Source organism: Demequina subtropica (genome assembly GCF_000971235.1).
GTDB lineage: Bacteria > Actinomycetota > Actinomycetes > Actinomycetales > Demequinaceae > Demequina > Demequina subtropica.
In genome coordinates this window covers 16,374-40,000 of the sequence record NZ_BBMB01000015.1, presented here as the reverse complement: position 1 = coordinate 40,000, position 23,627 = coordinate 16,374, and the positions used below count along the sequence as shown (strand labels likewise).

Annotated in this window: 16 protein-coding genes; 6 read left to right on the top strand and 10 right to left on the bottom strand. The window is 72.1% G+C overall.

Going from position 1 to position 23,627, the window contains the following annotated elements; translation table 11 throughout:
- Nucleotides 1-32 precede the first annotated feature (32 nt).
- Nucleotides 33-4,280 carry an nSTAND1 domain-containing NTPase gene (locus AOM06_RS13560; RefSeq protein WP_169747770.1) on the top strand — a complete coding sequence of 1,416 codons (4,248 nt, stop codon included), beginning with the start codon at nucleotides 33-35 and terminating at the stop codon, nucleotides 4,278-4,280.
- On the opposite strand, the gene ilvC is transcribed toward AOM06_RS13560, so the two are convergent.
- From ilvC to AOM06_RS13535, 5 genes are all read right to left on the bottom strand, one after another.
- Nucleotides 4,253-5,284 carry a ketol-acid reductoisomerase gene (gene ilvC / locus AOM06_RS13555; protein ID WP_062307947.1) on the bottom strand — a complete coding sequence of 344 codons (1,032 nt, stop codon included), beginning with the start codon at nucleotides 5,282-5,284 and terminating at the stop codon, nucleotides 4,253-4,255. The genes AOM06_RS13560 and ilvC overlap by 28 nt on opposite strands.
- Before the next feature lie 88 nt (nucleotides 5,285-5,372).
- Nucleotides 5,373-5,894, bottom strand: a complete 522-nt coding sequence (gene ilvN / locus AOM06_RS13550; protein ID WP_062307944.1) for an acetolactate synthase small subunit — start codon at nucleotides 5,892-5,894, stop codon at nucleotides 5,373-5,375.
- Nucleotides 5,895-5,897: 3 nt separating this feature from the next.
- Nucleotides 5,898-7,769, bottom strand: coding sequence for an acetolactate synthase large subunit (locus AOM06_RS13545; RefSeq protein ID WP_082105593.1), 1,872 nt, complete (start codon nucleotides 7,767-7,769; stop codon nucleotides 5,898-5,900).
- Between the two features lie 291 nt (nucleotides 7,770-8,060).
- Nucleotides 8,061-9,566 (bottom strand): TolB family protein, encoded by a 1,506-nt coding sequence (locus AOM06_RS13540; RefSeq protein WP_062307939.1) that lies wholly within the window; start codon nucleotides 9,564-9,566, stop codon nucleotides 8,061-8,063.
- A gap of 115 nt (nucleotides 9,567-9,681) precedes the next feature.
- Nucleotides 9,682-11,346, bottom strand: coding sequence for a variant leucine-rich repeat-containing protein (locus tag AOM06_RS13535; protein WP_062307930.1), 1,665 nt, complete (start codon nucleotides 11,344-11,346; stop codon nucleotides 9,682-9,684).
- 160 nt (nucleotides 11,347-11,506) lie between these two features.
- Here AOM06_RS13535 and AOM06_RS13530 point away from each other — a divergent pair, with 160 nt between their 5' ends.
- From AOM06_RS13530 to cydC, 4 genes are all read left to right on the top strand, one after another.
- Complete coding sequence (locus AOM06_RS13530) at nucleotides 11,507-12,151, top strand: TetR/AcrR family transcriptional regulator (protein WP_062307924.1); 645 nt, start codon at nucleotides 11,507-11,509, stop codon at nucleotides 12,149-12,151.
- A 1-nt stretch (nucleotide 12,152) separates the two neighbouring features.
- On the top strand, nucleotides 12,153-13,139 hold the full coding sequence (locus AOM06_RS13525) for a DUF5692 family protein (protein ID WP_062307920.1): 987 nt from the start codon (nucleotides 12,153-12,155) through the stop codon (nucleotides 13,137-13,139).
- A gap of 136 nt (nucleotides 13,140-13,275) precedes the next feature.
- The gene (locus tag AOM06_RS13520; RefSeq protein WP_062307916.1) at nucleotides 13,276-14,859 is read left to right on the top strand and encodes an ATP-binding cassette domain-containing protein; all 1,584 of its coding nucleotides are present in this window, start codon (nucleotides 13,276-13,278) and stop codon (nucleotides 14,857-14,859) included.
- A complete protein-coding gene (cydC, locus tag AOM06_RS13515) occupies nucleotides 14,856-16,601 on the top strand; it encodes a thiol reductant ABC exporter subunit CydC (protein ID WP_062307912.1) in 1,746 nt (581 codons plus the stop codon). Before AOM06_RS13520 ends, cydC begins: the two co-directional genes overlap by 4 nt.
- A gap of 29 nt (nucleotides 16,602-16,630) precedes the next feature.
- Here cydC and AOM06_RS13510 read toward each other — a convergent pair whose 3' ends face one another.
- The 5 genes from AOM06_RS13510 to ilvD all read right to left on the bottom strand — a co-directional run bounded on the left by AOM06_RS13510 (nucleotide 16,631) and on the right by ilvD (nucleotide 21,553).
- Complete coding sequence (locus tag AOM06_RS13510; protein ID WP_062307909.1) at nucleotides 16,631-18,181, bottom strand: TolB-like translocation protein; 1,551 nt, start codon at nucleotides 18,179-18,181, stop codon at nucleotides 16,631-16,633.
- 139 nt (nucleotides 18,182-18,320) lie between these two features.
- Nucleotides 18,321-18,446 (bottom strand): hypothetical protein, encoded by a 126-nt coding sequence (locus tag AOM06_RS15145; protein ID WP_267127769.1) that lies wholly within the window; start codon nucleotides 18,444-18,446, stop codon nucleotides 18,321-18,323.
- Nucleotides 18,447-18,473: 27 nt separating this feature from the next.
- On the bottom strand, nucleotides 18,474-19,130 hold the full coding sequence (locus tag AOM06_RS13505; protein ID WP_062307906.1) for a hypothetical protein: 657 nt from the start codon (nucleotides 19,128-19,130) through the stop codon (nucleotides 18,474-18,476).
- On the bottom strand, nucleotides 19,114-19,740 hold the full coding sequence (locus tag AOM06_RS13500; RefSeq protein WP_156163717.1) for a zinc metalloprotease: 627 nt from the start codon (nucleotides 19,738-19,740) through the stop codon (nucleotides 19,114-19,116). The genes AOM06_RS13505 and AOM06_RS13500 overlap by 17 nt, the downstream gene beginning before the upstream one ends.
- A gap of 115 nt (nucleotides 19,741-19,855) precedes the next feature.
- Nucleotides 19,856-21,553 carry a dihydroxy-acid dehydratase gene (gene ilvD / locus AOM06_RS13495; RefSeq protein WP_062307896.1) on the bottom strand — a complete coding sequence of 566 codons (1,698 nt, stop codon included), beginning with the start codon at nucleotides 21,551-21,553 and terminating at the stop codon, nucleotides 19,856-19,858.
- 294 nt (nucleotides 21,554-21,847) lie between these two features.
- On the opposite strand from ilvD, the gene AOM06_RS13490 reads away from it, so the two are divergent.
- The gene (locus AOM06_RS13490) at nucleotides 21,848-23,566 is read left to right on the top strand and encodes a choice-of-anchor I family protein (protein WP_062307893.1); all 1,719 of its coding nucleotides are present in this window, start codon (nucleotides 21,848-21,850) and stop codon (nucleotides 23,564-23,566) included.
- Nucleotides 23,567-23,627: the final 61 nt, after the last annotated feature.

The following is a 23,627-nucleotide window of genomic DNA, read 5'->3' as shown; positions in this document are numbered from 1 at the left end:
ACCGGCGGTCCCGCCCGTTCGACACTCGAAGGGTGAGGGTCTCCGTGCTCGGGGGCGCGGGCCCCTCGGCGGATCCGGGGGTGAGCCCGCGGGAGCAGGCCGTCCTCGAGGCGCTGCTGGTCGCGCGACCCACCGCGGCAAGCCCGGCGCGAATCGCCGAGGCGCTCTGGGGTGAGGCCCCGCCGAAGACCTGGCCCAAGCAGCTGCAGGCCTCGGTCGGACGCCTGCGGAGGGCGCTCGGCGCTGACGCGATCGCGACCACGGCCGCGGGCTACCGGATCGTCCCCGCCGCCGAGGGCGGGACCATCGAGGCGGACGTCGACGAGTTCGAGGCCGCGGTCGCGCGCGCCCGGGGCTACGCGGCCGATGGCGAGCATCCGCGCGCGGTGACCACGCTCGAACGCGCACTGGGACTGTGGCGCTCCCCGCCGTACGCGACGATCGCCGACTGGCCGGAGGCGCGCGACGAGGCGCTGCGCCTTGCGGAGCTCCGCGAGGCGGCGCGCGACGACCTTCTCGAGGCCCGGCTCGCGGCCGGCGATCACCGTGCCGTGGCGGAGAGCGCGACGGCGCTCGTCGCTGCAGATCCCTACCGCGAACGCCGTTGGCACGCCTTGGCGCTCGCGCAGTACCGGTGCGAACGCCAGGCGGACGCGCTCGACACCGTGCGCCGCGCGCAACGGCTGCTGGTCAAGGAGCTCGGGATCGACCCGGGGCCGTCATTGGCCGCGCTCGAGGGCGCGATGCTGCGGCACGATGCCGCGCTGCTCGGCCCGCCCGCCGCGCTCCCCCCGCGACAGGACTGCCCGTACAAGGGGCTCAGCGTGTACGAGGCCCGCGACGCGGAGCTCTTCTTCGGCCGCGAGGACGAGGTCGCCGCGGTGCTCGACCTGTTCGACCGCACGGGGTTCGTCACCGTCGCGGGACCGTCGGGCATCGGGAAGTCCTCGCTGCTGCGTGCAGGCGTGATCCCCGCGCTGCGCCGCCGCGGGCTGGCTCCGGTGCTGCTGGGCCCCGGCACGGGTCCGGTCGAGATCGCGGCCGCGACCCGGGGCGTCCCGCTCGTGCTGGACGACATCGGGCATGCCCTCGCGGAACGCGAGCGCGCCGCCCCCCTCGCCGCGGCGCTCGCCGCCGCACATGCACAGGGTGCGCGCATCGTCCTGGCCGTCCAGTCGCTCCAGCTCGATGCATGCGTGGCGCAGCCGCCCATCGGCCCGCTGGTCGGCTCAGGGCTGCACCTGATGGCGCCGCCGAGCGCGGACGCCATCCGCGCCGTCGTCGAGCAGCCTGCGCTGCGCAGCGGGCTCACCATCGAGCACGGCCTCGTCGACGTGGTGCTGCACGACGCCGCACGGGTGGACACCGCGCTGCCGCTGCTGTCGCATGCGCTGGTGGCCACCTGGGAGAGGCGCGAGGGAAGCACGCTCACGATCGAGGCGTACGAGACGACAGGCGGGCTGCTCGGCGCGATCGCGCGGTCGGCGGAGAGGGTCTACCTCAACCTCGGCGCGGCGGAGCGGGCCGAGTGCCGGGCCCTCATGCACCGCCTGGTCGAGGTCGGCACGGAGGGTTCGCTCGCGCTCCACCCGACGGACCCGGCTGTGGTGCAGGGCTCTCCGGCGCGCGCCGAGACCGTGGCGCGGCTGCTCTCCGCGCGGCTGGTGGTGGCGCACGGGGACGGTTACCGGCTCGCGCACGAGTCGATCGCACGCGAGTGGCCGAGGCTGCAGCACTGGCTCGACGAGGACGCCGAGACCACGCGGGTGGTGGCGCACCTCTCGAGCGCAGCCGCCGAATGGCACAGAGGTGGACGGCGCACCGACGACCTCTACCGCGGCACCCGGCTCGCAGCCGCCGCCGCGTGGCGCGAGAGCATGGCCGAGCCGCTCGCGCCGGTCGAGGACGAGTTCCTCGCGCGGTCGGAGCACGTCGCCGCGGAGGAGGCCAGGCGCGAGCAGCGCCGTGCCCGCCGGACGCGCGGGCTCAGCATCGGGATCGCCGCCGCGACGGTGGCGCTCGTCGCGCTCGGATCGACCACCGTGGCGTTGCACCGCGCCACCCAGGCGCGACGGGAGGACGCCGTGATCGCAGCGGTCGCCGAGAAGGTCGGCGACATGGCGGCATGGTCCCGACCGGCCGCCGCGCTCCTGGCCGCCGAGATCTGGTCGCGCGTGCCCGACGACCCGCGCGCACGGGCGGCGCTCGTCGATTCCGCCGCGGCGAACCCCGACCTCCTCTCCTCGACGGTGCTCCCGGGGGCCGGAGGCCTAGCCCTCGCCGACGCGGGCGGGGCGCACCGGGTGCTCGTGTCCGACGCCGGGGTGCGCGGCATCGACGCGGACACCGATCAGACGCGCTGGCAGGTGGCGGCGCCGACCTCGTGGGCGGCCGGCGGTCGGCGCGCGACGGCCATGTCGGACGATGGGTCGCGGGTGGCGGTGCTCGCCGAGGCCGCGGGGTGCCCCACCGCCGACACGTGCGGCGTGCTCACCACGCTCGACGCCGCCACGGGCCGGGTCCTGGCCTCCGCCACGGTCACGGGCGCCATCCCCGAGCACAACGGCCGCCCCCTGCAGATCGAGGTGGATCCCGCCGGGACGAGCGTCGCGACGGTCGACCACGGCGAGGGCACCATCGAGCTCCGCGATCTCGACACCCTCGCGCCCACGGGCGCGATCCGGGCCTCCGGAGCGCGCTCCGACGAGGTCGCGCTCGGCGCCACCCGCACCGGTGCGATCGTGGTCGCGCAACCCGGTCGGGTGAGGTTGGTGGACCCGCGCACGGCCACGGAGACCTCCACCTTCCCGATGCTCGCCTCTGCGACGGGCCTGTCCGTGGCGGTGGCGGGCGACGGCACGCTCGTCACGGCGGGCGACGGCGCGATCGCCGCGGTCGACCCGGGCACCGGGGCCGTCGATTGGACGGCGCCGTTGACCTCCGGCGAGACGGGTCCGTGCAGCTGGCTGGCCGTCGATGACGGCGGGTCACGGGTCTACTGCGCGGACGACGCCGGCGGCGTGGCCGTGCGCGACCTGCGGACGGGCCACGACACTGGGCGGGCGCTCACCACGCAGCCCGAGCATGCCGGGCCGCTCGTGCTCGTCGACGACGAGCTCCTCGCGGTCGGGGCGCTCGCCCCGGTGATGACCCGGTGGACCACCACCGGCGACGGACCGGTGCGCCGCCAGATCGCCGCCGGTCAGGCGATGTTCGGCGGCTACTCGCCGAGCGGTGCGCGCATGCTCGTGAGCGCGCGCCGACCCGCCGACGTGGCCTGGGACCTCTACACGGACTTCAGCACGTGGGACGTGGCCTCCGACCGGGAGATCGACGAGTACGACGGCGCCACCGCGCTTGCGTGGATCGACGAGTACTCGGTGCTCGCCTACTCGTTCACGGCGCGCCACGTCGGCCGGTTCTCGCTGGCCGAGGGTGCCATGACCACGCCGTACTCGATCGCGCCGTACGCGGTGTACCACCCCTCCGGCGACGGCAGCGGGTTGCACGTGATCGACCAGAACGGCAGGTTCCGAACCATCGACGTCACCACCGGAGCCACCATCGGACCTGAGATCGAGGTGGTGGGCGAGGTCGACCACGCCGCATCGTCACCCGACGGCCGCCTGCTGGTGGTCTCGAGCTCACGCGCCGATGGGACGCCCGGCGCGCAGGTGTTCGACGCGGCCACGGGGCGACCTCTCTCGCCGTTCCGCGAGGGGCTGTGGCTCGCCGAGATCACCGATGCGGGCACGGTGGCCGCGGGAACGGTCGGGGGCGTCGCGCGTCTGACGACCGGCCTCGACCTGCTCGGCACGAGCGACGTGCCCGGCCGCACCCTCACGTCGATCGAGTTCAGCGACACGGGCGAGCTGTTCCTGGTGTGCGGCGACGGGGGCGGCTCGGTGGTGTTCGACACGGGGTCCGGCGAGCGTGTCGCGGGCCCGCTGGCCTCGAGCTCGCCGTACGTCCGCGCGGTGGTGCTGCGTCCGGACGGGCTGGAGGTCGCGGCGACGACCGCCGAAGGCATCGAGGTCTGGTCGCTCGACCCGGAGACGCTGCGCGCCGCGGCCTGCGCCTCCGCGGGTCGCGACCTCACCCAGGACGAGTGGGACGCCTCCCTCGCGCCTTTGGGCGAGTGGCGCTCGACGTGCGGGTTCGGCGACGAGCCCCCCGAGGCATCGTCCTGGGACGCGACGAAGGGGAGGCCCCGTGCGGGACCTCCCCTTCGCGTCGGCTCAGGCGAGCGGGATCAGCGTGCGGCGGAGCCGTCGACGTAGTCCGCGTCGACCGTGGCGGCCGACCACGAGAACAGGGCGCGGAGCTCCTTGCCCGTCTTCTCGATCGGGTGCGACTCCTCCTTCGCGCGGAGCTCCTTGAACTCCACCGCGCCGGCGTCCTGGTCGTCGATGAAGCGCTTGGCGAACGCGCCCGACTGGATGTCCGCGAGGACCTCCTGCATGGCCGTCTTCACGTCCGGCGTGATGACGCGCGGGCCGGAGACGTAGTCGCCGTACTCAGCCGTGTCGGAGATGGACCAGCGCTGCTTGGCGATGCCGCCCTCCCACATGAGGTCGACGATGAGCTTGAGCTCGTGGAGCACCTCGAAGTACGCGATCTCGGGCTGGTAGCCGGCCTCGGTGAGGACCTCGAAGCCGTACTGGACCAGGTGCGAGGTGCCGCCGCAGAGCACGGCCTGCTCGCCGAACAGGTCGGTCTCGGTCTCCTCGGTGAAGGTGGTCTTGATGACGCCGGCACGCGTGCCGCCGATCGCCGAGGCGTACGACAGCGCGGTCGCCCATGCGGAGCCCGAGGCGTCGACCTCGACGGCGATGATGTCCGGGATGCCGCGGCCCGCGACGTACTCGCGGCGCACGGTGTGGCCCGGGGCCTTGGGGGCGATGAGGATGACGTCGACGCCCTGCGGGGCCTCGATGTAGCCGAAGCGGATGTTGAAGCCGTGCGCGAAGGCGAGGGTCTTGCCCTCGGTCAGGTGCGGCTTGATCTCGTCGTTGTAGATGCCGCGCTGGTGCTGGTCCGGCGCGAGGATCATGATGACGTCCGCCCACTGCGTGGCCTCGGCGACCGTGAGCACGGTGAAGCCGTCGTTCTCGGCCTTCGCGGTCGAGCTCGAGCCCGTGCGGAGCGCGACGCGGACGTCGACGCCCGAGTCGCGGAGGTTCTGCGCGTGGGCGTGGCCCTGCGAGCCGTAGCCGACGATCGCGACCTTCTTGCCCTGGATGATCGAGAGGTCGGCGTCCTTCTCGTAGAACAGCTCAGCCATGCTGGGGATCTCCTTCGTTTCGGTACTGACGTAGATGAGAACTGCGGTGACGGACGATGCGGCGGTCACCCGCGCATCGGCCGTGGGGTCAAGCGGTGGCGACGCGATCGAGCGCGCGCTCCGTGATGGAGCGGGCGCCGCGACCGATGGCGACGGTGCCGGACTGGACGATCTCGCGGACGTCGTGCGGCGCGAGGGCCGCGAGCAGCGCCTCGAGCTTGTCCGGGGTGCCCACGGCCTCGATCACCACGGAGTCCGTGGAGACGTCGACGATGTGCGCGCGGAACAGGTCCACGATCTGGAGCACGTCGGTGCGCTGACGCGCGTCGGCGCGCACCTTGACCAGGAGCAGGTCGCGCTGGACGGAGCGCCCCTGCTCGAGCTCGACGATCTTCAGCACGTGGACCAGCTTGTTGAGCTGCTTGGTGACCTGCTCGAGCGGGAGCTCGTCCACGTCGACCACCACGGTGATGCGGGAGATCTCGGGGTGCTCGGTCTGGCCGACCGCGAGCGAGTGGATGTTGAACGCGCGGCGGCTGAAGAGGCCGGCGACGCGTGCCAGGACGCCGGGCTTGTTCTCGACGAGCACGGAGAGCGTGTGCTTGGTCATGGGTCAGTCCTCCCGGTCCCACTGCGGCGCGATGCCGAGCGCGTACTGGATCTCGTCGTTCGACTTGCCGGCCGCGACCATCGGCCACACCATCGCGTCGCGCGACACGGTGAAGTCCACGACCACGGGCTGGTCGTCGATCTCGTTGGCGCGCTTGATGGTGGCGTCGACGTCCGCGTCGGACTCGCAGCGCAGGCCCACGCAGCCCATCGCCTCGGCGAGCTTGACGAAGTCGGGGACGCGGCGCGTGCCGTGGCCCGTGTGCAGATCCGTGTTCGAGTAGCGCTCGTTGTAGAAGAGCGTCTGCCACTGGCGGACCATGCCCAGGCTCGAGTTGTTGATGATCGCGACCTTGATCGGGATCTCGTTGATGGCGCAGGTGACCAGCTCCTGGTTGGTCATCTGGAAGCAGCCGTCGCCGTCGATCGCCCACACCTGCTTGTCGGGCGCGCCCACCTGGGCACCCATCGCCGCCGGCACCGAGAAGCCCATGGTGCCCAGACCACCGGAGTTGATCCAGGTGTTGGGGTGCTCGTACTTGATGAACTGGCTGGCCCACATCTGGTGCTGGCCCACTCCCGCGGTGTAGATGGTGCGGTCGGGGTCGTTGAGCTCCCCCAGGCGCTGGATCACGTGCTGCGGGCTCGAGAGCTGGTCCTTGGTGGGCGTGTAGCCGAGCGCGTAGGTGGTGCGCCAGTCGTCGAGCTGCGCCCACCAGGCCTCGAGGTCGGGCTTGCCGTGACGCTCGTGCTCCGCGGCGAGCGCCGGGACGAGCGCCTCGAACACGTCCTTGAGGTCGCCGACGATCGGCACGTCGACGGCGCGGTTCTTGCCGATCTCCGCCGGGTCGATGTCCGCGTGGACGATGGTCGCGTGCGGCGCGAAGCTGTTCAGCGCGCCGGTGACGCGATCGTCGAACCGCGCACCGAGCGACACCACCAGGTCCGCCTTCTGCATCGACGCGACCGCCGCGACCGTGCCGTGCATGCCGGGCATTCCCAGGTGCTGCGGGTGGCTGTCGGGCAGAGCGCCGCGCGCCATGAGCGTGGTCACCACGGCCGCTCCGGACAGGTCCACGAGCTTGCGCAGCCCGGCCGATGCGCCGGCGCGGATCACGCCGCCGCCGACGTAGAGCACGGGGCGGCGCGCGGTGGCCAGCAGGCGCGCGGCCTCCTGGATGGTCTTCTGGTGCGGGCGGGCTCCCGCGTTGAAGCCGGGGAGCTCGATGCGGCCGGGCCACTGGAACGTGGTGGTCGCCTGCTGCGCGGACTTCGCGATGTCGACCAGCACCGGGCCGGGACGGCCGTGGCTCGCGATGTAGAAGGCCTCGGCGATGGCCTTGGGGATCTCCGCCGGGTCCGTCACCAGCACGTTGTGCTTGGTGATGGGCGCCGTGATGCCCACGATGTCCGCCTCCTGGAAGGCGTCGGTGCCGATCATCGCGGCGCCGACCTGGCCCGTGATGGCGACCATCGGGATGGAGTCCATGTTCGCGTCCGCGATCGGGGTGACCAGGTTGGTCGCGCCCGGGCCGGACGTCGCGATGCACACGCCCACCTTGCCGGTGGCGTGAGCGTAGCCCTGCGCGGCATGGCCGGCGCCCTGCTCGTGACGCACCAGGATGTGGCGCAGGCGCTGCGAGTCCATCAAGGGGTCGTAGGTGGGGAGGATCGCGCCGCCAGGGATGCCGAACACGTCGGTGGCGCCCGCGCACTCGAGCGACCGGATGATCGCCTCGGCGCCGGTCATCTGGACACCGTTGAGCGCCGGGTCGGGGTTCGACTGCGGCGTGGGGCGCGCCAGCGTGGGCGCGCCTGACGCCTGGCGGGCGATGCGGGCCGCGGGCATGCCCGGCTTGGCCTGAACCTGTGCCATCTTCTCTCCTGGGGGGTCGGGGTGAGGCGGTCCTCGCGTCCGCCTCGCATGCAAAAACCCCTCAGCCTGGCGGCTTCGGGGTCAGCGCGCGGACGATGCTGGGGTTCGGGGCTAGTCCGCGCGCCCGATAACTCGTACGAGGATCGTCTGCATGCCAGCGACTCTACGCCCGGCTCCGGGCGCGTGTCACCAGATGGACAGTGAATCTCACATCGTGGTTCACCATCTTACATATTGAGACCGCGGGTCCCTCGCGACGAGCATCAGGGACCCGCGGGACGCGCGCCTCGATCAGCCCACGAAGGTGCGACGCGCCATCAGCGTGCCGTCGTTGTCCTGGATGAGCCAGCGCCCGTCCGCGGTCCAGGTCGCACCCGAGTACCGGTCGCCCTCGACGGTGAGCCAGCTCGGGTCCATGGTCGACGTGTCGAAGAGACCGCTCCACGAGCCCGAGCGGGTCGAGCCGTTGACGATCAGCCCGGAGGAGTCCGGTGTCCAGGCGACGGACAGCGGCAGGAGGTTGGAGACCCCGTGCTCGCGATCGTCGAGCACGTCCGGGTGCGTCGGGTCGGCGACGTCCACCACCGCGACGTCGTCCCAGCCGATGACGGAGAACTTCTGCCCCGAGGGAGCCCACCGGATGCCGCGGTAGTCGCTCACACCCGGCACCACGCGATCGCCGGTGCCGTCGGCAGCGAAGAGCCGCACCGGCTCGACATCGTCACCCTGGTTGTAGGAGTACGCGCACCACGTGCCGGTGGGGTCCCACACGAGCGTGGCGAGCGCGTAGACCGAGGGGTCCTCCAGGGTCAGCTCCTGCGCGGAGATCGCCTGCTCGCTCCCGGAGGCCAGCAGCGTGCGGTAGAGCCGGATCCCGCCATCGCGCGATGCGTAGTAGACCACCGCGCGGCCATCCGGCGCGAACGTCCCTCGGGCACCGGTCGCGACCTCGGTGACCCGCGAGGACGCCCGGTCCACCACGACGATCGAGTTCGCCGCGCCGTCGAGGCTCCAGTCGTTGCCCGCCCCGAGGGAGACGACCATGCTGCCGCCTGCCGGGCTCCACTGGGCGTTCACCACGGTCCTACCGGGGAAGTCGAGCGACCAGGTGACATCACCGGTGACAACGTCGACCACCTCGAGCGCGTCTCCGTCCTTGCCCGACGTGCCGATGAGCAGCTCATGGCCCGCGGGCGCGAGCTCGAGCGTGGTGAGGGTCGAGACCGTGAGCTGCCGCGCCTGGAGAGGCCCGGACTCCAGGGAGCCCGCATAGATCAAGGAGGACTCGCGCCCGCCGCTGAACTTGGTGGCGCGTGCGACGTACGCGGCGCCATCCGGCGTGGTCTCGACCGCGAAGAACGCGTTCGGGGTGGTTCCCAGGTCGCGTGCCTCGCCCGCGGAGTCGACGTTCCATACGTACGGCGGCGCGATGGCCACGGGCTCGTCCACGGGCGCGGGCGCCGCCGTCGCCGATGCGCTCGGCTCAGGCGACGGGGTCGCGGTCGCGATCGGCGACGCGCTGGAAGAGGGCGATGGCGCGGGCGCTGCCACGACCGCGGGCTCGGCCGTCGCGGTGACGCTGGGGGTCGGGCTCGACGACGGCGCATCGGCGGTGGCCACCGCATCGTCCGCGTTCGCCTGCACCACGACGATGGCGATCGACAGCGCGATGACCGCGGCCGCTGCGGCGGTCGGCACCCACACCTTGGGCGGCCGCAGCGCGGCGGCCCACGCGGACCAGCCGCTCGCACCGGGCTCCGGTGCGCCCGCCGTCGAATCCTGCGCCTGCTCGTACATGCCGCCCCCAGCCGATCGGTTCCTGAGACCCTAGCGGCACCGCATGCCAAGTCCGGGTCGCCACGCGTCTCGATCCCATAACGACGCCGCAGGCAGATCGGTTGGGTCGGTCCTGTCAGAACCCGTACATCAGCTCCTCGAGCGAGCCGTCCTGGCTCATCTCGGCGTACATCTCCGTCATGCGCACCATGTAGTCGCCGAGCGTCGCGATCGGGCTGACGAGCCAGCCGTCGCCCTCGCGCAGCACCGTGAGCGTGACGTCCTCGACGGAGAAGCCTGCCGTGAACGCCATCGCGTCCGCGAGGCAGAACTCGTCCGTGTAGTCGCTCTCCATGGTGAAGCAGCCGTCGCTGTAGGTGATGGTGGTGGGGTCCGAGTAGCCGTCGTTCGGCTCGACGGCGAGCGTGAACCCGAGGATCTCCGCGAGGGCACGGTCGCCCGTGGCCTCGACGTCGAGGTCCGCGATGTCGAGGGCGACGTCGGGCGCCCCGGACATGTCCCCCTCCATGACGAGGTCGCCGTAGATCGACATGAGACGGCGCTCCGGGAGCGGCATGACCGCCGCGAGCGTCTCCAGGTCTTGGGTCGCGAAGAACTCCTCGATCGCGTCGGCCGTGCCGGCCACGGCGTCCTCAGGGGTGGCGAAGTCGAGCGCGGCGACCACCTCGGAGCCACGCTCGTCGGTGCCGAAGGCGGAGTAGGCGGCGAGCTCGGCGACGGTGAGCATCGGGCTCACGTACCACCCGCCCTCGTCGACCGTGACGAACGCGAGGGGCGACTTGTCCGCCATGTCCCCGTCCATGTACTGGCGCTGCTCGGCGATGACGTCGGCGATGTCGAGCTCCCACGGGAACGTCTCGTCCACCCAGGACTCGACGCCTTCGCGAGCCGTGTCGAGCTCCGCGTCGATCATCGAGTCGTCGAGCCCCAGCTCCGCCATCTGCTCCGAGCTGGCTTCCACCATCGCGTCGACCTGCTCCATCACGGCGTCGACGAACGGCCACTTGTCCACATCGGCGGAGATCACGCCGCCGTCGATGCGCACGACGGAGACGCCGTCGGCAAGCTCCTCGGTCTGATAGACCATGCCGCTGAGGTCGATGTCGACCGTGTCGAGCACCGCGTCGACGTCGTAGATGTCCTCCATGCCGTCGAGGTCGCCGAGCTGGGCCTCCGCGACCTCGGTGAGGCCGTCCACCATGTCCTGGATCAGCGCGCGCTCGGACGGCGCGATCGACGTGCCCAGCGCGACCATGTCCCCGCTGAGCGCACCATCGACGAGCTTCTCGACCGCGCCCTGCGGGCTGCCCGCGCCATGGAAGAAGGTGAGGTAGGCGAACGCGCCACCCGCCGCGAGAACGAGCACGACCACGCCCGCGACGATCCCCGCGACCATGCGCCCGCGAGGACGCGGCCGGGTCGCCCCGAGGACATCCACGTCGGCCTGCTCGGGGGCCGGCGCCGCGGGATCCGCCACCGCGACCGGAGACGGGTACGCGGCCGCCGCGGGGGCCGCCGCCCAGGCTGCGGCGGGCTCGGGTGCGAAGGCGACCGGGGCGACGGGAGCAGCCGCGGCCGCGCGGATGGCGGCGACCGTCGCGCGCGCGTGCGGGTCGCCGTAGGCGGCGAGCCAGTCGAGCAGCGCGGGGTAGGCCTGCGGATGACGGGCGACCGCCGCACCGAGGTCGGGCCGCTGCTGGACGATCTCGCCGAGCCGCGCCGGCGAGGTCTGCGGGTCCAGGACCTCGGCGTCAGGCGTAGTGGGCTGGCCAGTCGTCATTCTTCCCCCTCAAGAAGCCGCGCGACCGCGCGATGTGGCGCACCGTAGCACGCGGCTTCTACCTGGGTCGACGACCTCGCGACGGCGCGCCGCAGACGCACCTTCCGGTCGGGACCTCCGTCCCAATTGACGATGTGTCAATGGGCGCTACGGTCCTGCCATGGACCCCCGCCGCTCCCGCATCGTGAAGGCGCCCGACGCTCGCCGCGAGGAGATCATCGCCGCGGCGCGCCGCATGTTCGCGCAGCGCGGCGTGCGGGCGACCACGTTCCAGCACATCGCCGACGAGGTCGGCGTGACGCGAGGGCTCGTGTACCACTACGCCGGCTCGATGGACCAGCTGGTGACCCAGGTGCTCGACGCGTGCGTCGCGGACTTCGCCGACGAGCTCCGCGCGTGGGACGCGGCGCGCACCCCGGGCGACATCGACGGCGCCGTGCGCACCTACATCCAGCTGTTCCGGCGCAACCTTCCCCACCGGATCGACGGCGCTGCGGATACCGCGCACCCGCTGCCCCGCTTCGACGATGCGGGCCTGTACGTGCGCTACGTCGACCAGTCCGTGACGGCTCTGCTCGACGTGCTCGAGGCGACCACCATCCCGGCCTACGCGGCTCGGCACACCATCGAGATCCGCCACGTGCGCGCGACCTTCACGATGCTCCTGCACGGCATCGTCGGCGTGATGCGCACCACCCCAGACATCGGCGACGACGTGCTCGCCGACCTCGTACGCCAGACCCTCCGGCTGGCGCCTCACACCTCCCGGGCCCCCGGCCGGGATCAGCTGCTCGAAGGAGAGTGAGATGTTCCTGTTCGAATCGATCACGTTGGCCCAGGGGGTCATGTGGTTCGTGGTGCTCGGGGCCCTGATCGGGCTCAACGAGCTGTCGCGCCACGGACCCTGGGCCGGCATGTTCTTCTTCATCGCCGTGCCGGTGGTGCTGACGATCTTCGTCTGGCCGCACACCGCCGGGGAGGGCTCCTCCACCGGCACGTGGTTCCACTGGGTCAAGGTGTACTCCGCGCTCGCCGGATGCCTCGGCTTCCTCGCGATCCGCCACATCCCGCGCCTGCAGAAGAACCGGTGGGCGCTCATGTTCCCCGCGGGCATCCTCGCCCTCAACATCCTCGAGGCGTGCATCCGCGACTTCCAGGTGGGCGCGATGAACGCCGACGGCATGGTCGACGGCGTCTACATGCTCTCCGGCTCCTGGAACTGGATGAACGGCGTCGCCGGGCTCATCAACCTGCTCGCGATCACGGGCTGGATGGGCATCTACATCTCGCGCGACAAGACCAAGGACATGATCTACCCCGACATGATCTGGCCCTGGATCATCGCGTACGACCTCTGGAACTTCGCGTACGTCTACAACTGCGTGGGCGACCACTCGTTCTACGCGGGCGCCGCGCTCCTCATCAGCTGCACCATCCCCGCGTTCTTCATCCGCAAGGGCGCGTGGCTCCAGCACCGCGCGCACACGCTCGCGTTCTGGATGATGTGGACCATGGCCGTGCCGGCCTTCGTCTCGGACTCGTCCTTCGCGGTCGACTCCTCGCACGACCCGGCCGCGCTGTTCACGGTCTCCGCGATCTCCCTCGCGGCCAACGTGGCCCTGGCCGTCTACCAGATCCGCAAGATGCGCGCGGGTCGCAAGAACCCGCTCACGGTCGAGATCTACGACGACACCCCGGCCTACCGCCGTGTGGTCGAGACGATCCCGGGCGCGTCGGACGCGCAGCTGGCCGCGGCCGGCGTCGACCGCGAGCGCGCCGAGGCGACCGTCTGACCTCCCCCTCCCCTGCGACAGGAAGGCCCCGCATCGTCCGCTTCCGCGCGGACGCTGCGGGGCCCGCTTGCGCACCCGGCACCCCAGGACCTCGGGCCCGAATTTCGCAACGCACCCGTCCCGTTAAGATTGACCGGTGCTGACCTACCGACCCCTCGTGCTGGGCGTCCTCGCGACCGTCCTCGCGGCGCTCCTGTACCTCCAGGCCGGACGTGCGATCGACGACGGCGACGCGGGCGCCCTCGCCCTCGCCGCCATCGGCATCGCCGCGCTCGTCGGCGCGAGCTCGTGGTACTCGACCCGCGCCGCGTCGCGCGACCAGGTCGCGCTCGAGGGCTCCGACCGCACACGGCTGGTCCGGCACGTCATCGCGCTGGGCCCCGTGCACCGCACGCGAGCGCAGGCCGGGCGCCTCGTGTCCACGAGCACCGACGCCGTCGAGCGCTCCGCGCAGTACCGCGCGACGTTCCTCGGCTCGGTCATCGGGTCGCTGCTCGCGCCCCTCGCGGTCGTCGCGATCATCGCCGCCGCGATCGACCTGCGGATCGCGCTGCTCCTGCTCGCCGCGGTCCCCGTGGTGCCGCTCGCGATCGGCGGCTTCCGGAAGATCTTCCGCAAGGTCTCGACCAGCTACCGGGCCTCCGCGCGCCGCCTGGCCGCCGAGTACCTTGACTCGCTTCAGGGGCTGCCGACGCTGCGCGGGCTCGGGGCGGGCCGGGCGCGGGGCGCCGCCTTGGCGGTGCATGCGGAGCGTGTGCGCGCCGACGTCATGCGCCTGCTCGCGGGCAACCAGCTGGTGCTGTTCGTGACGGACGCCGTCTTCTCGCTCGCGATGATCGTGCTCGCGACCGGCCTCGCGATGGCCGGGGCCGCCGCCGGGACCCTGACCGCCGGCGAGGCCGTCGCGGTCGTCCTGCTGTCGACGCTGATGACCGAGCCCGTCGACCGCATCGGCCAGTTCTTCTACATCGGCATGGGCGGGATCGCCTCGGGCAAGGAGATCGCGCGCACGCTCGCGACCCCGATGCCCCGCGCGGCCGCCGATGCGCCCGAGCCGACCGACGACGACGGCTCGATCGTGCTCGAGGACGTCACGTTCACGTACGGCCGCGACGCCTCCACGCCGGTGCTCGCCGGCTTCTCGCTCGAGGTCCGCCGCGGCGAGCGCGTGGTGCTCGCGGGACGCTCGGGAGCCGGCAAGTCGACCGTGCTCGGGCTCATCCAGGGGCACCTCGCCGCCCAGTCGGGCGCGGTCAGGGTCGGCGGGCACGAGGTGCGCGACGTCTCCCCCGCCTGGCTGCACCGCCGCCTGGGGATCGTCGCACAGCAGACGTATCTGTTCACCGGCTCGCTCGCCGAGAACCTCCGGCTGGCGGCTCCCGAGGCGAGCGAGGCGGACCTCTGGGAGGCGCTCAGGCGCGCGCGCCTCGAGGCCGAGGTGCGCGCGTGGCCACGCGGGCTCGACACCCCGGTCGGCGAGCGCGGGATGTCGCTGAGCGGTGGCCAGGCGCAGCGCGTCGGCATCGCGCGGGCCCTGCTCGCGGACGCGCCGATCCTGCTCCTCGACGAGCCGACCTCGCAGACCGACCTCGACGCCGAGGCCGAGATCCTCGCCGCGATCGCCGAGCTGTGCGAGGACCGCACCGTGCTCGCCGTGGGCCACACCGAGGCCGTGCTGTCCTCCTCCACCCGCATCGTCACCGTGGGAGGTGCCGCATGACCCGCTGGCTGCTGAACGTCGCCCGCCCGGTGCTCGCGCCGCTGAGCATCTCCATCCTCATGCGCACCGTCGCGCTCGTCTGCGGCGTCGCGCTGCTCGTGGTCGCGGCCGGCGGGATCGCCACCGCGCTGGACGGCGGCGCGATCGCGCCCGTGCTGTGGACGCTGGTCGCCATCGCCCTGGTCAAGGCGTTCGCGCGCTATCTCGAGCAGTACGCGGGCCACTACGTCGCCTTCAAGGCCCTCGCGCTGCTGCGCGTCATGATGTTCGCGCGGCTCGAGCCGCAGGCGCCCGCCGCCGTCGAGGGCCGGCGCACCGGCGACCTGCTCTCGCGCGCGACCCGCGACGTGGACCGCGTCGAGGTGTTCTTCGCGCACACCATAGGGCCGGCGCTCACGGCCGTCCTGGTACCGGCCGGGGTCGGCGCGTGGCTCGCGCTCGCCGTCTCCCCCGCCGCCGCAGGCGTCGCTGCAGCCGGCTGGCTGCTCATGCTCTGCGTCGCATCGCTCGGCGCTCGGGCGTCCGTGGCCGCCTCGGCCGGCCTCCGCGAACGCCGCGGGGCGCTCGCGCAGCACGTCACCGACACCATCCAGGGCGTGTCCGAGGTGGTCGCCTTCTCCGCCGAGGAGCGCCGGCTCGCGGGGCTCGACGCCATCGGCCGCGAGGCGGCGGCGCTCCAGGCGACGCGCGCCCGGTGGGCCTCCACCCGCCGCGGGCTGACCCAGACGCTCGTGGTCGCGACGCCGATGCTCGCGCTGGCCGCGGCGCTCCCCCTCGGCTGGGAGACCGCCGTGGTCGCGGCCGCCGCGGTGCTCGGCGCGACGCCGGCCGTGGTCGCCGTCGAGGAGTTCGCCGCCGAGCTCGACCAGGCGTACGCGGCCGCGGGACGCCTGCGCGAGGTGATGGACGCGGCTCCCGCCACGCCCGAGCCGCTCGTCCCCGCCGCGGCGCCTCGCGGCGAGCTCGATGTCGCGCTCACGGACGTCGTGTTCTCCTACCCCGCGGTCGACGCGGGCGACGGTCGGGACGCTCCCGCGCGACCCGCCCTCGACGGGGTGACGATGACGATCCCGGCCGGCACCACCACGGCGCTCGTCGGCGTCTCCGGCGCGGGAAAGTCGACCATCGGCGCGCTCATCGCGCGCTTCCACGATCCGGGCGAGGGAAGCGTCACGCTCGGCGGCGTCGACGCGCGCGACCTCGCCGACGCGGATCTGCGGAGGCTCGTGTCCGTGGTGCCGCAGCGCCCGTACCTGTTCGCGGGGTCCATCCGCGACAACCTGCTGCTCGCGCGGCCCGAGGCCACGGACGGCGAGCTGCTCGCGGCGTGCGCCGATGCCGCGCTCACCGACACGCTCGCCCGCATGCCGCAGGGGCTCGACACGCCCGTGGGCGAGCACGGCACGCAGCTGTCCGGCGGCGAGCGTCAGCGCGTCGCGATCGCCCGCGCGCTGCTGCGCGACGCCCCCGTGCTGGTGCTCGACGAGATCACGAGCCAGCTCGACGCCGCCACCGAGGCGGGCCTGGGCGAGGCGATGCGCACCGTGCGCCGCGGCCGCGCCGTCGCGGTGATCGCTCACCGGCTCACGTCGATCGTGGACGCCGATCAGATCGTCGTGGTCGACGCCGGGCGCATCGTCGAGCGGGGCACGCACCGCGAGCTGCTCGCCGCGGACGGCGCGTATGCGCGCCTCTGGGCGCGTCAGGCCGCGGCCGAGGACGCCGCCGGCGCACGGCGCTGAGCCCGCGGCGCTGAGCCCGCGGGCGAACCTCAGCGGCGCGTCACCAGGAAGCGTCCCGCGACGGCATGGTCGCCGCTCGACACGGGTCCGAGCGAGATCAGCAGGCGATCGCCGTCCGGGGACCACGCGGGCGCCGATGCGGCGGACCCCGGCTGCGGGTCCGTGAGCTTGGTGGCCTTGCCGTCGCGCACGGCCACGGGCCACGAGGTCGCCGGCTGCCCGTCCGCGGACGGCTTGTCGACCATCACCACCACCCCGGAGCCGTCCGGGAGCGGGGTCGGGTGGCTCAGGCCGGTGCCGCGCGCGTGCGGGACCTTCACCTGCTCCGCGGCGCCGGACACGCTGTCCACCAGCCACACCTCGCACGCGGCGGCGCTCCCGTCGCAGTCGTCGACGAGGAGCGTGACGCCGTCGGGCATCCATCGCACGCGCGCCCAGGGCAGATCGAGCGTGGCCACGAGCGCATCGTGCGTGCCGTCGGGGTTCACCACGCGCACCGCGACGGGCGAGCTCTGCTCGGTGTACGCGAGGGCGCCGCGGTCGGCGGAGAGCACGGCTGGCGTCACCACGGTCCGTGCGGTGTAGAGCTTGCCCGCGCCGTGTCCGATGACGCCCTGATCCATGCCGTCGAGCGAGGAGGACCACAGCTCGAGCCGCCCGCCGTCGACCTTGCGATAGATGAGGGTGCCGTCCTCGGCGAAGACCGGCATCAGTCCGTTGTCGATCGCGGTGACGGCGCCATCGGAGAGCCGAATGGTCGAGATCGTGTGCGCCTGCGGGTCCTCGCTCGCACCCGGGGCCGCGGCATCGCGCACCGCGACCGCGAGGCAGGCGCCGTCCGCGGACCACGCGACGGACTCGGCACCGGCACCCGCGAACAGGCCCACGACGGTCTGCTCTCCGGAGTCCGCGTCGACGGTCGAGACCTCGACGGCACCGCCGTCGAGCTTCCGCGCGACGGCGAGCGTGCGCCGCGTCGAGTTCCACGCGAGGCGCGGCTCGCCCTCGGAGGCGAGATCGAGACGCGAGTCCGTGCCGCTCACGTCGAGCAGTCGGAACGTGGATGCCCCGTCGTTGCTCTCCGTGACGGCGATGCGGGAGCCGTCCGCGGAGAAGCTCACGTCCCGATAGGAGGGCGAACCCGCGAGCGGCGTCACGGAGGCGTCGGCCGACACAGCGCCCTCGTCCCCCGGCAGCACCTGGGTGGCCGCCTGCAGCGCGACGGGCAGCGCGAGGTCCGGCACGCACGCGCTGGCCTGCGCCGCGTCGAGGGGTGCGACCCCGGCTTCCGCGTCCGGCGTGGCGCTCGGCGCGGGCGTCGCCGCGTCGGACGGCTGCGGCGTGGGGGTGGTCGTCGGCACCGGCGTCGGCGACGGGGAGACGTGCGTCGGGCTCGGGCTCACGCGCGGCGCCTCGGCCGCCGCACGGTCGTTGGCCGCAGGCAGCACGAGCAGGACCGCCAGCGTCACGACGAGCACCACGGCAGCGACGGCCGCGGGGATCCAGACCCGGGGCGATCTCAGCGCGGCGGGCACGCGCGCGCCCGCGGTTGCCGCCTCACCCTCGCGCTCGTCAGCCACACGATCCCTTCCGTCGAGCGTTCACCACTGCACCCTAGAGGCACGCGGTGACGCTCCGATGATCCTTGCGCCACGCGCCGCAATCGACAAGGGACGATGCGCGGGGCCTGCCCCGTGCATCGTCCCTCGAACGATGGGTTCAGCTGAGGACGGCGCCCTTCGAGGCCGAGCCCACGAGCTTCTGGTACTTGCCCAGGACGCCCTTGGTGAAGCGTGCCGGGATGGGCTCCCAGCCCTCCTTGCGCTGCCATCCAGGAGCCGACATCGTGGCAGGCGCACACCATCCCTGGAGTCAGTCGAGCAACGACTCCACTGCGTCCGCGGTCCCAGGTACGGCGGGCTCCCCCGCGACCGTGACCGGCTCGTCCTCAGGCGTGAAGACGGCGGGAGCACCACCGAGAGGCTCCTCTGGATTCGCCTGAAGCCGCTCGAGCTCGCCAGTGGCAGCGTCGTACTCGTATAGGAACTCCACGACGCTCTCGAGCGTGAAGTTCGGGTACTCGTACGGTGTCCAGCTGAGGAGATAGCGTGACTCCGGGTCGATCTCCGCCTTGTCGAACTTCCACAGCGACGGCGCAGTCACACCCTCGGCCGTGCCACCCGGGATCGCGACGCTGAGGAGGTCTCCGGTCTCGAGGCCCGAGTTGCCGGGCCCAACGATCTTGACCTCGGCTGGGGTATAAGTCCACGGCTCGGAGGCGTCAGTCCCGTCGACGAGGACATTGTGCGAGAGGGCTTCGAACGTGACGACGGCCGTGACGGGACCGACTGTGAACTCGTTGTCCTGCGCATAGTCGTAGTAGTAGTGCGCCTCTGGCGCGGCCGACGCGTCTTCGCCCGGTTGCCACTCCCAGGCCTCAGCTCCGCCCGCGCAGCCCGCGAGCGGCACGGCGGCGAGCAGCAACCCCGCGGCACGGGTCGTTGGACTCACATCAGTACCCCAGAGCATTGAACCCCGCCTTGTCGTCGGTAGTAGGTGAACGCCTCAATGCCGTCCACTGCGCGTTCATGACCGATGCGGACTCAGCCGTGGTGAACGCCCCTGTGCATTCCCACGGATGCGCGAGTCCCGCAGCGTGCCCGACCTCGTGCACGGTCACGGTACGGATGTCGGTCGTGACCTGGCCCGAGTCCTTCCACGGACCGTGGGCGACGTTGGACCACAGCCACCGACTGCTGTAGGACGAGTAGATGACTTCCACTCTCGAGTGGTTCGCCGTCAGCGAGCCCGGCGCCATGCCCGGAGCTGAGGAGTCCCCTCCGAAGCGACCGCGGGTCAAGACAAGGCCGGTCGTCTCCGACGGCACGGCGGTCATCCAAGTGGCGTTCCCGTAGCTCAGCGGCGCGGGCGAGACCGCGTTCCAACTCCGCACCGTCGTGTTCACATACTCCTTGGTCGTGGAGTTCCATGTCAGGTCGCCATTGACGGTGATCGAGATGCTGGGCCAGCGATAGCTCGTGGCGAACATGCAGTATGCCTCCGCCGGTGAGCCCCCCGCCACGGTGAGCGACAGACCCAGCGTCGTCGCAACACCCACCAACGCGAGCAGCTTCTTCACGGGCACATCGTGGAGCACGGCCAGCACACGCGTCCATAGGACGTCTACCTGGACTCTCGAGAGTGACGCGACGGCCACGCCGCCGCTCTCATGTAGGCCGTCGCACGTCTATGGCTCAACTGAGGACGGCGCCCTTCGACGCCGAGCCCACGAGCTTCTGGTACTTGCCCAGGACGCCCTTGGTGAAGCGCGCCGGGATGGGCTCCCAGCCCTCCTTGCGGGCCTCCATCTCCTCCTCGGAGACAAGCACCTCGAGCGTGCCGTGGGCCACGTCCAGCGTGATCCTGTCGCCGTCGCGGACGAAGGCGATCGGGCCGCCGTCGACCGCCTCGGGGGCGATGTGGCCCACGCACAGGCCGGTGGTGCCGCCGGAGAAGCGACCGTCCGTGACGAGGAGCACGTCCTTGCCCAGGCCGGCGCCCTTGATGGCCGCCGTGATCGCGAGCATCTCACGCATGCCGGGGCCGCCCTTGGGGCCCTCGTAGCGGATGACCACGCAGTCGCCCTTCTGGATCTCGCCGGCCTCGAGCGCGTCGAGCGCGGCACGCTCGCGGTCGAACACGCGGGCGGTCGCCTCGAAGACGTCGTCGTCGAAGCCTGCGGACTTCACCACGGCGCCCTCGGGAGCGAGCGAGCCCTTGAGGATGGTGATGCCGCCCGACTTGTGGATCGGGTTGTTGAGCGCGCGGACCACGCGGCCGTCGATCTTGGCGGGCTTGAGCTCGTCCATGTTCTCGGCGAGGGTCTTGCCGGTGACGGTCATGACGTCGCCATGCATGAGGCCCGCGTCCAGCAGCGTCTTCATGACGGCGGGGACGCCGCCCACGCGGTCGACGTCGTTCATCACGAACTGCCCGAACGGCTTGAGGTCGCCCAGGTGCGGGACCTTGGCGGCGACGCGCGCGAAGTCGTCGAGCGTGAGGTCCACCTCGGCCTCGTTCGCGATCGCGAGCAGGTGAAGGACGGCGTTGGTCGAGCCGCCGAAGGCCATGACCACGGCGATCGCGTTCTCGAAGGCCTCCTTGGTCATGATCTGGCGCGCGGTGATGCCCTTCCGGAGCATCTCCACGACGGCCTCGCCCGACTTGTGGGCGTAGTAGTCGCGGCGACGGTCGGCGCTCGGCGGGGCCGCCGAGCCGGGGATGGACATGCCGAGGGCCTCGCCCACGGACGCCATGGTGTTGGCGGTGTACATGCCGCCGCACGCGCCCTCGCCTGGGCAGATCGCCTTCTCGATCGCGAGGCGGTCCTCCTCGGACATGAGACCCGCGGCGCACGCGCCGACGGCCTCGAACGCGTCGATGATGGTGACGTCCTTCTCGGTGCCGTCCGAGAGCTTGACGTGGCCGGGCATGATCGAGCCCGCGTAGAGGAAGACGCTCGCGAGGTCCAGGCGCGCGGCGGCCATGAGCATGCCGGGGAGCGACTTGTCGCAGCCCGCGAGCAGGACGCTGCCGTCGAGCCGCTCCGCCATCATCACGGTCTCGACCGAGTCCGCGATGAGGTCGCGCGACACGAGCGAGAAGTGCATGCCCTCGTGGCCCATCGAGATGCCGTCGGAGACGGAGATGGTGCCGAACTCGAGCGGGTAGCCGCCGCCGGCGTGGACGCCGTTCTTGGAGGCGGCGGCGAGGCGCTGCAGCGAGAGGTTGCAGGGCGTGATCTCGTTCCACGAGGACGCGATGCCGATCTGCGGCTTCGCGAAGTCGTCGTCACCGAGACCGACCGCGCGGAGCATGCCGCGCGACGCGGTCGCCTCCAGGCCATCGGTGACCTGGCGCGAGCGGGGCTTGATGTCGGGAGTCTGCGTCATACGCGCGAGTCTAGGGCGCTCGCGTGGGACACGGTGCCCGCATGGTGGACACCGACGACGCATGGGTTGTCTGCGGGTTCCTCGCACCTTTCCTGCACGAAGGGGCGCGGCGCCGGGCGCGGCGCTGGGCGCGGCGCTGGGCGCGACGGCACGCCCGCCCCAACGTTCACCGAGGATTCACCGCACGATGTCCGTTTCGTCACCTTGCGCTCAGTACGTTGAGTTCGACGCGGCACCCGATCTCTCAGGGACGATGCGGGACGGCGGTCCGCGCACCAGACCCCGGAGGAACCGATGAAGCTGCTCCTTGCCGCATGCGCGGCCACCGCCCTCGCCGCCGCCGCGGCGGCACCTGCGACCGCCGCGATCGTGAGCGGCCCGACCACCCTCTCCGCCGACGACGCCGCGCTCGCCGTGGCCCCGCTCGGGACCTACGAGACCGGCGTGTTCGACGCCTCCGCCGCGGAGATCGTCGCGTTCCACGCGCGCTCGCAGCAGCTCTACAGCGTCGACGCGAACGTCGGCGAGGTCAACGTGCTCGATGCGTCCGACCCGACGGCCCCGTCGCTCGTCGGCACGCTCGCCGTGGCCGGCATCGTGGACGCCGCGGGCACCGCGATCCCCGCGGGCTCCGAGGCGAACTCGGTCGCGGTGCGCGAGGACGGCCTCGTCGTGGTGGCGGTCGAGGCCGCGACCAAGACGGATCCGGGCTGGCTCGCGTTCTTCGACACCGACGGCGAGGCGCTCGGCGCGGTGCGGGTGGGCGCGCAGCCCGACATGGTCACGGTGACGCCCGACGGGCGCATGGCGATCACCGCGGACGAGGGCGAGCCGAACGAGACCTACGAGGTCGACCCCGAGGGGACCGTGAGCATCGTGACCCTCCCCAAGAAGGTCGCGGCCCCCGTGCAGTCGGCCGTCCGCACCGCCGACTTCCACGCCTACGAGGGCGATGCGCTCCCCGACGGTGTGCGGGTGTTCGGCCCGACGTCCGACGACGGCCTCCCCTACCCCGCGTCGCGCAACCTCGAGCCCGAGTACGTGACCGTCGACGCGAGGTCCCGCACCGCCTACGTCACCGTCCAGGAGGCCAACGCGATCGCGGTGGTCGACCTGCGCGCCGCCACCGTCACCGACCTGTGGTCGCTGGGCGCCAAGGACCTCTCGCTCGAGGGCAACGGCATCGACCCCTCCGACAAGGACGATGCCATCGCGATCCAGACGATCCCGGTGAAGAGCCTGTACATGCCCGACTCGGTCGCGTCCTTCACCTCGCGCGGCACGACCTATCTGGTGACCGCGAACGAGGGCGACGCGCGCGACGACTGGAACGAGGGCCCGGACGAGTACGAGGAGTCGATCCGCATCGCCGACCTCGCTGACGACGGCCTGCTGTGCGACGGCGTCCTCACCGGCGACCAGCTGAAGAAGGGCTCGCTCGGCCGCCTCGACGTCTCCACCGCATCGGGCTTCAACGAGGACCTGGGCTGCTACGACGAGCTCTACGCGTTCGGCGGGCGGTCCTTCTCGATCTGGACCACCGACGGCACGCAGGTGTTCGACTCGGGTGACGCCTTCGAGCAGATCACCGCGGAGGCGCTGCCGGAGTACTTCAACTCGAGCAACGACGAGACCGAGCTCGACTCGCGCTCGGACGCCAAGGGGCCCGAGCCGGAGGGCGTCACCATCGGCGAGGTGCGCGGCCGAACCTACGCGTTCGTGGGTCTCGAGCGCATCGGCGGCGTGATGGTCTACGACGTGACCTCGCCTGCGTGCGCCGAGTTCGTCACCTACGTCAACAACCGCGACTTCGAGGCGGACCCCGAGTCCTCCGCAGCGGGTGACCTGGGCCCCGAGGGTCTCGCGTTCATCGCGGCGAAGGACTCGCCCACGCGATCGCCGATGCTCGCGGTCGGCAACGAGGTCTCCGGCACCACCACGCTGTACTCGGTCGACACCGTCACGGTCGACCGTTCCGCGAAGGGCAAGGGTCGGCCCGCGCAGCACCGCTGATCCCGCCCGGGCCCGGGGTGCCGCGCGGCACCCCGGGCCCTTGCGCTGCACGCCGCGGTTG

Excerpts from the sequence above, each read along its gene's own strand:
- ilvC (WP_062307947.1), bottom strand. The coding sequence starts at position 5,284 with ATGGCTGAGCTGTTCTACGAGAAGGACGCCGACCTCTCGATCATCCAG.
- ilvN (WP_062307944.1), bottom strand. The coding sequence starts at position 5,894 with ATGACCAAGCACACGCTCTCCGTGCTCGTCGAGAACAAGCCCGGCGTC.
- AOM06_RS13545 (WP_082105593.1), bottom strand. The coding sequence starts at position 7,769 with ATGGCACAGGTTCAGGCCAAGCCGGGCATGCCCGCGGCCCGCATCGCC.
- AOM06_RS13540 (WP_062307939.1), bottom strand. The coding sequence starts at position 9,566 with ATGTACGAGCAGGCGCAGGATTCGACGGCGGGCGCACCGGAGCCCGGT.
- AOM06_RS13535 (WP_062307930.1), bottom strand. The coding sequence starts at position 11,346 with ATGACGACTGGCCAGCCCACTACGCCTGACGCCGAGGTCCTGGACCCG.
- AOM06_RS13530 (WP_062307924.1), top strand. The coding sequence starts at position 11,507 with ATGGACCCCCGCCGCTCCCGCATCGTGAAGGCGCCCGACGCTCGCCGC.
- AOM06_RS13525 (WP_062307920.1), top strand. The coding sequence starts at position 12,153 with ATGTTCCTGTTCGAATCGATCACGTTGGCCCAGGGGGTCATGTGGTTC.
- cydC (WP_062307912.1), top strand. The coding sequence starts at position 14,856 with ATGACCCGCTGGCTGCTGAACGTCGCCCGCCCGGTGCTCGCGCCGCTG.
- AOM06_RS15145 (WP_267127769.1), bottom strand. The coding sequence starts at position 18,446 with ATGTCGGCTCCTGGATGGCAGCGCAAGGAGGGCTGGGAGCCCATCCCG.
- AOM06_RS13505 (WP_062307906.1), bottom strand. The coding sequence starts at position 19,130 with ATGCTCTGGGGTACTGATGTGAGTCCAACGACCCGTGCCGCGGGGTTG.
- ilvD (WP_062307896.1), bottom strand. The coding sequence starts at position 21,553 with ATGACGCAGACTCCCGACATCAAGCCCCGCTCGCGCCAGGTCACCGAT.
- AOM06_RS13490 (WP_062307893.1), top strand. The coding sequence starts at position 21,848 with ATGAAGCTGCTCCTTGCCGCATGCGCGGCCACCGCCCTCGCCGCCGCC.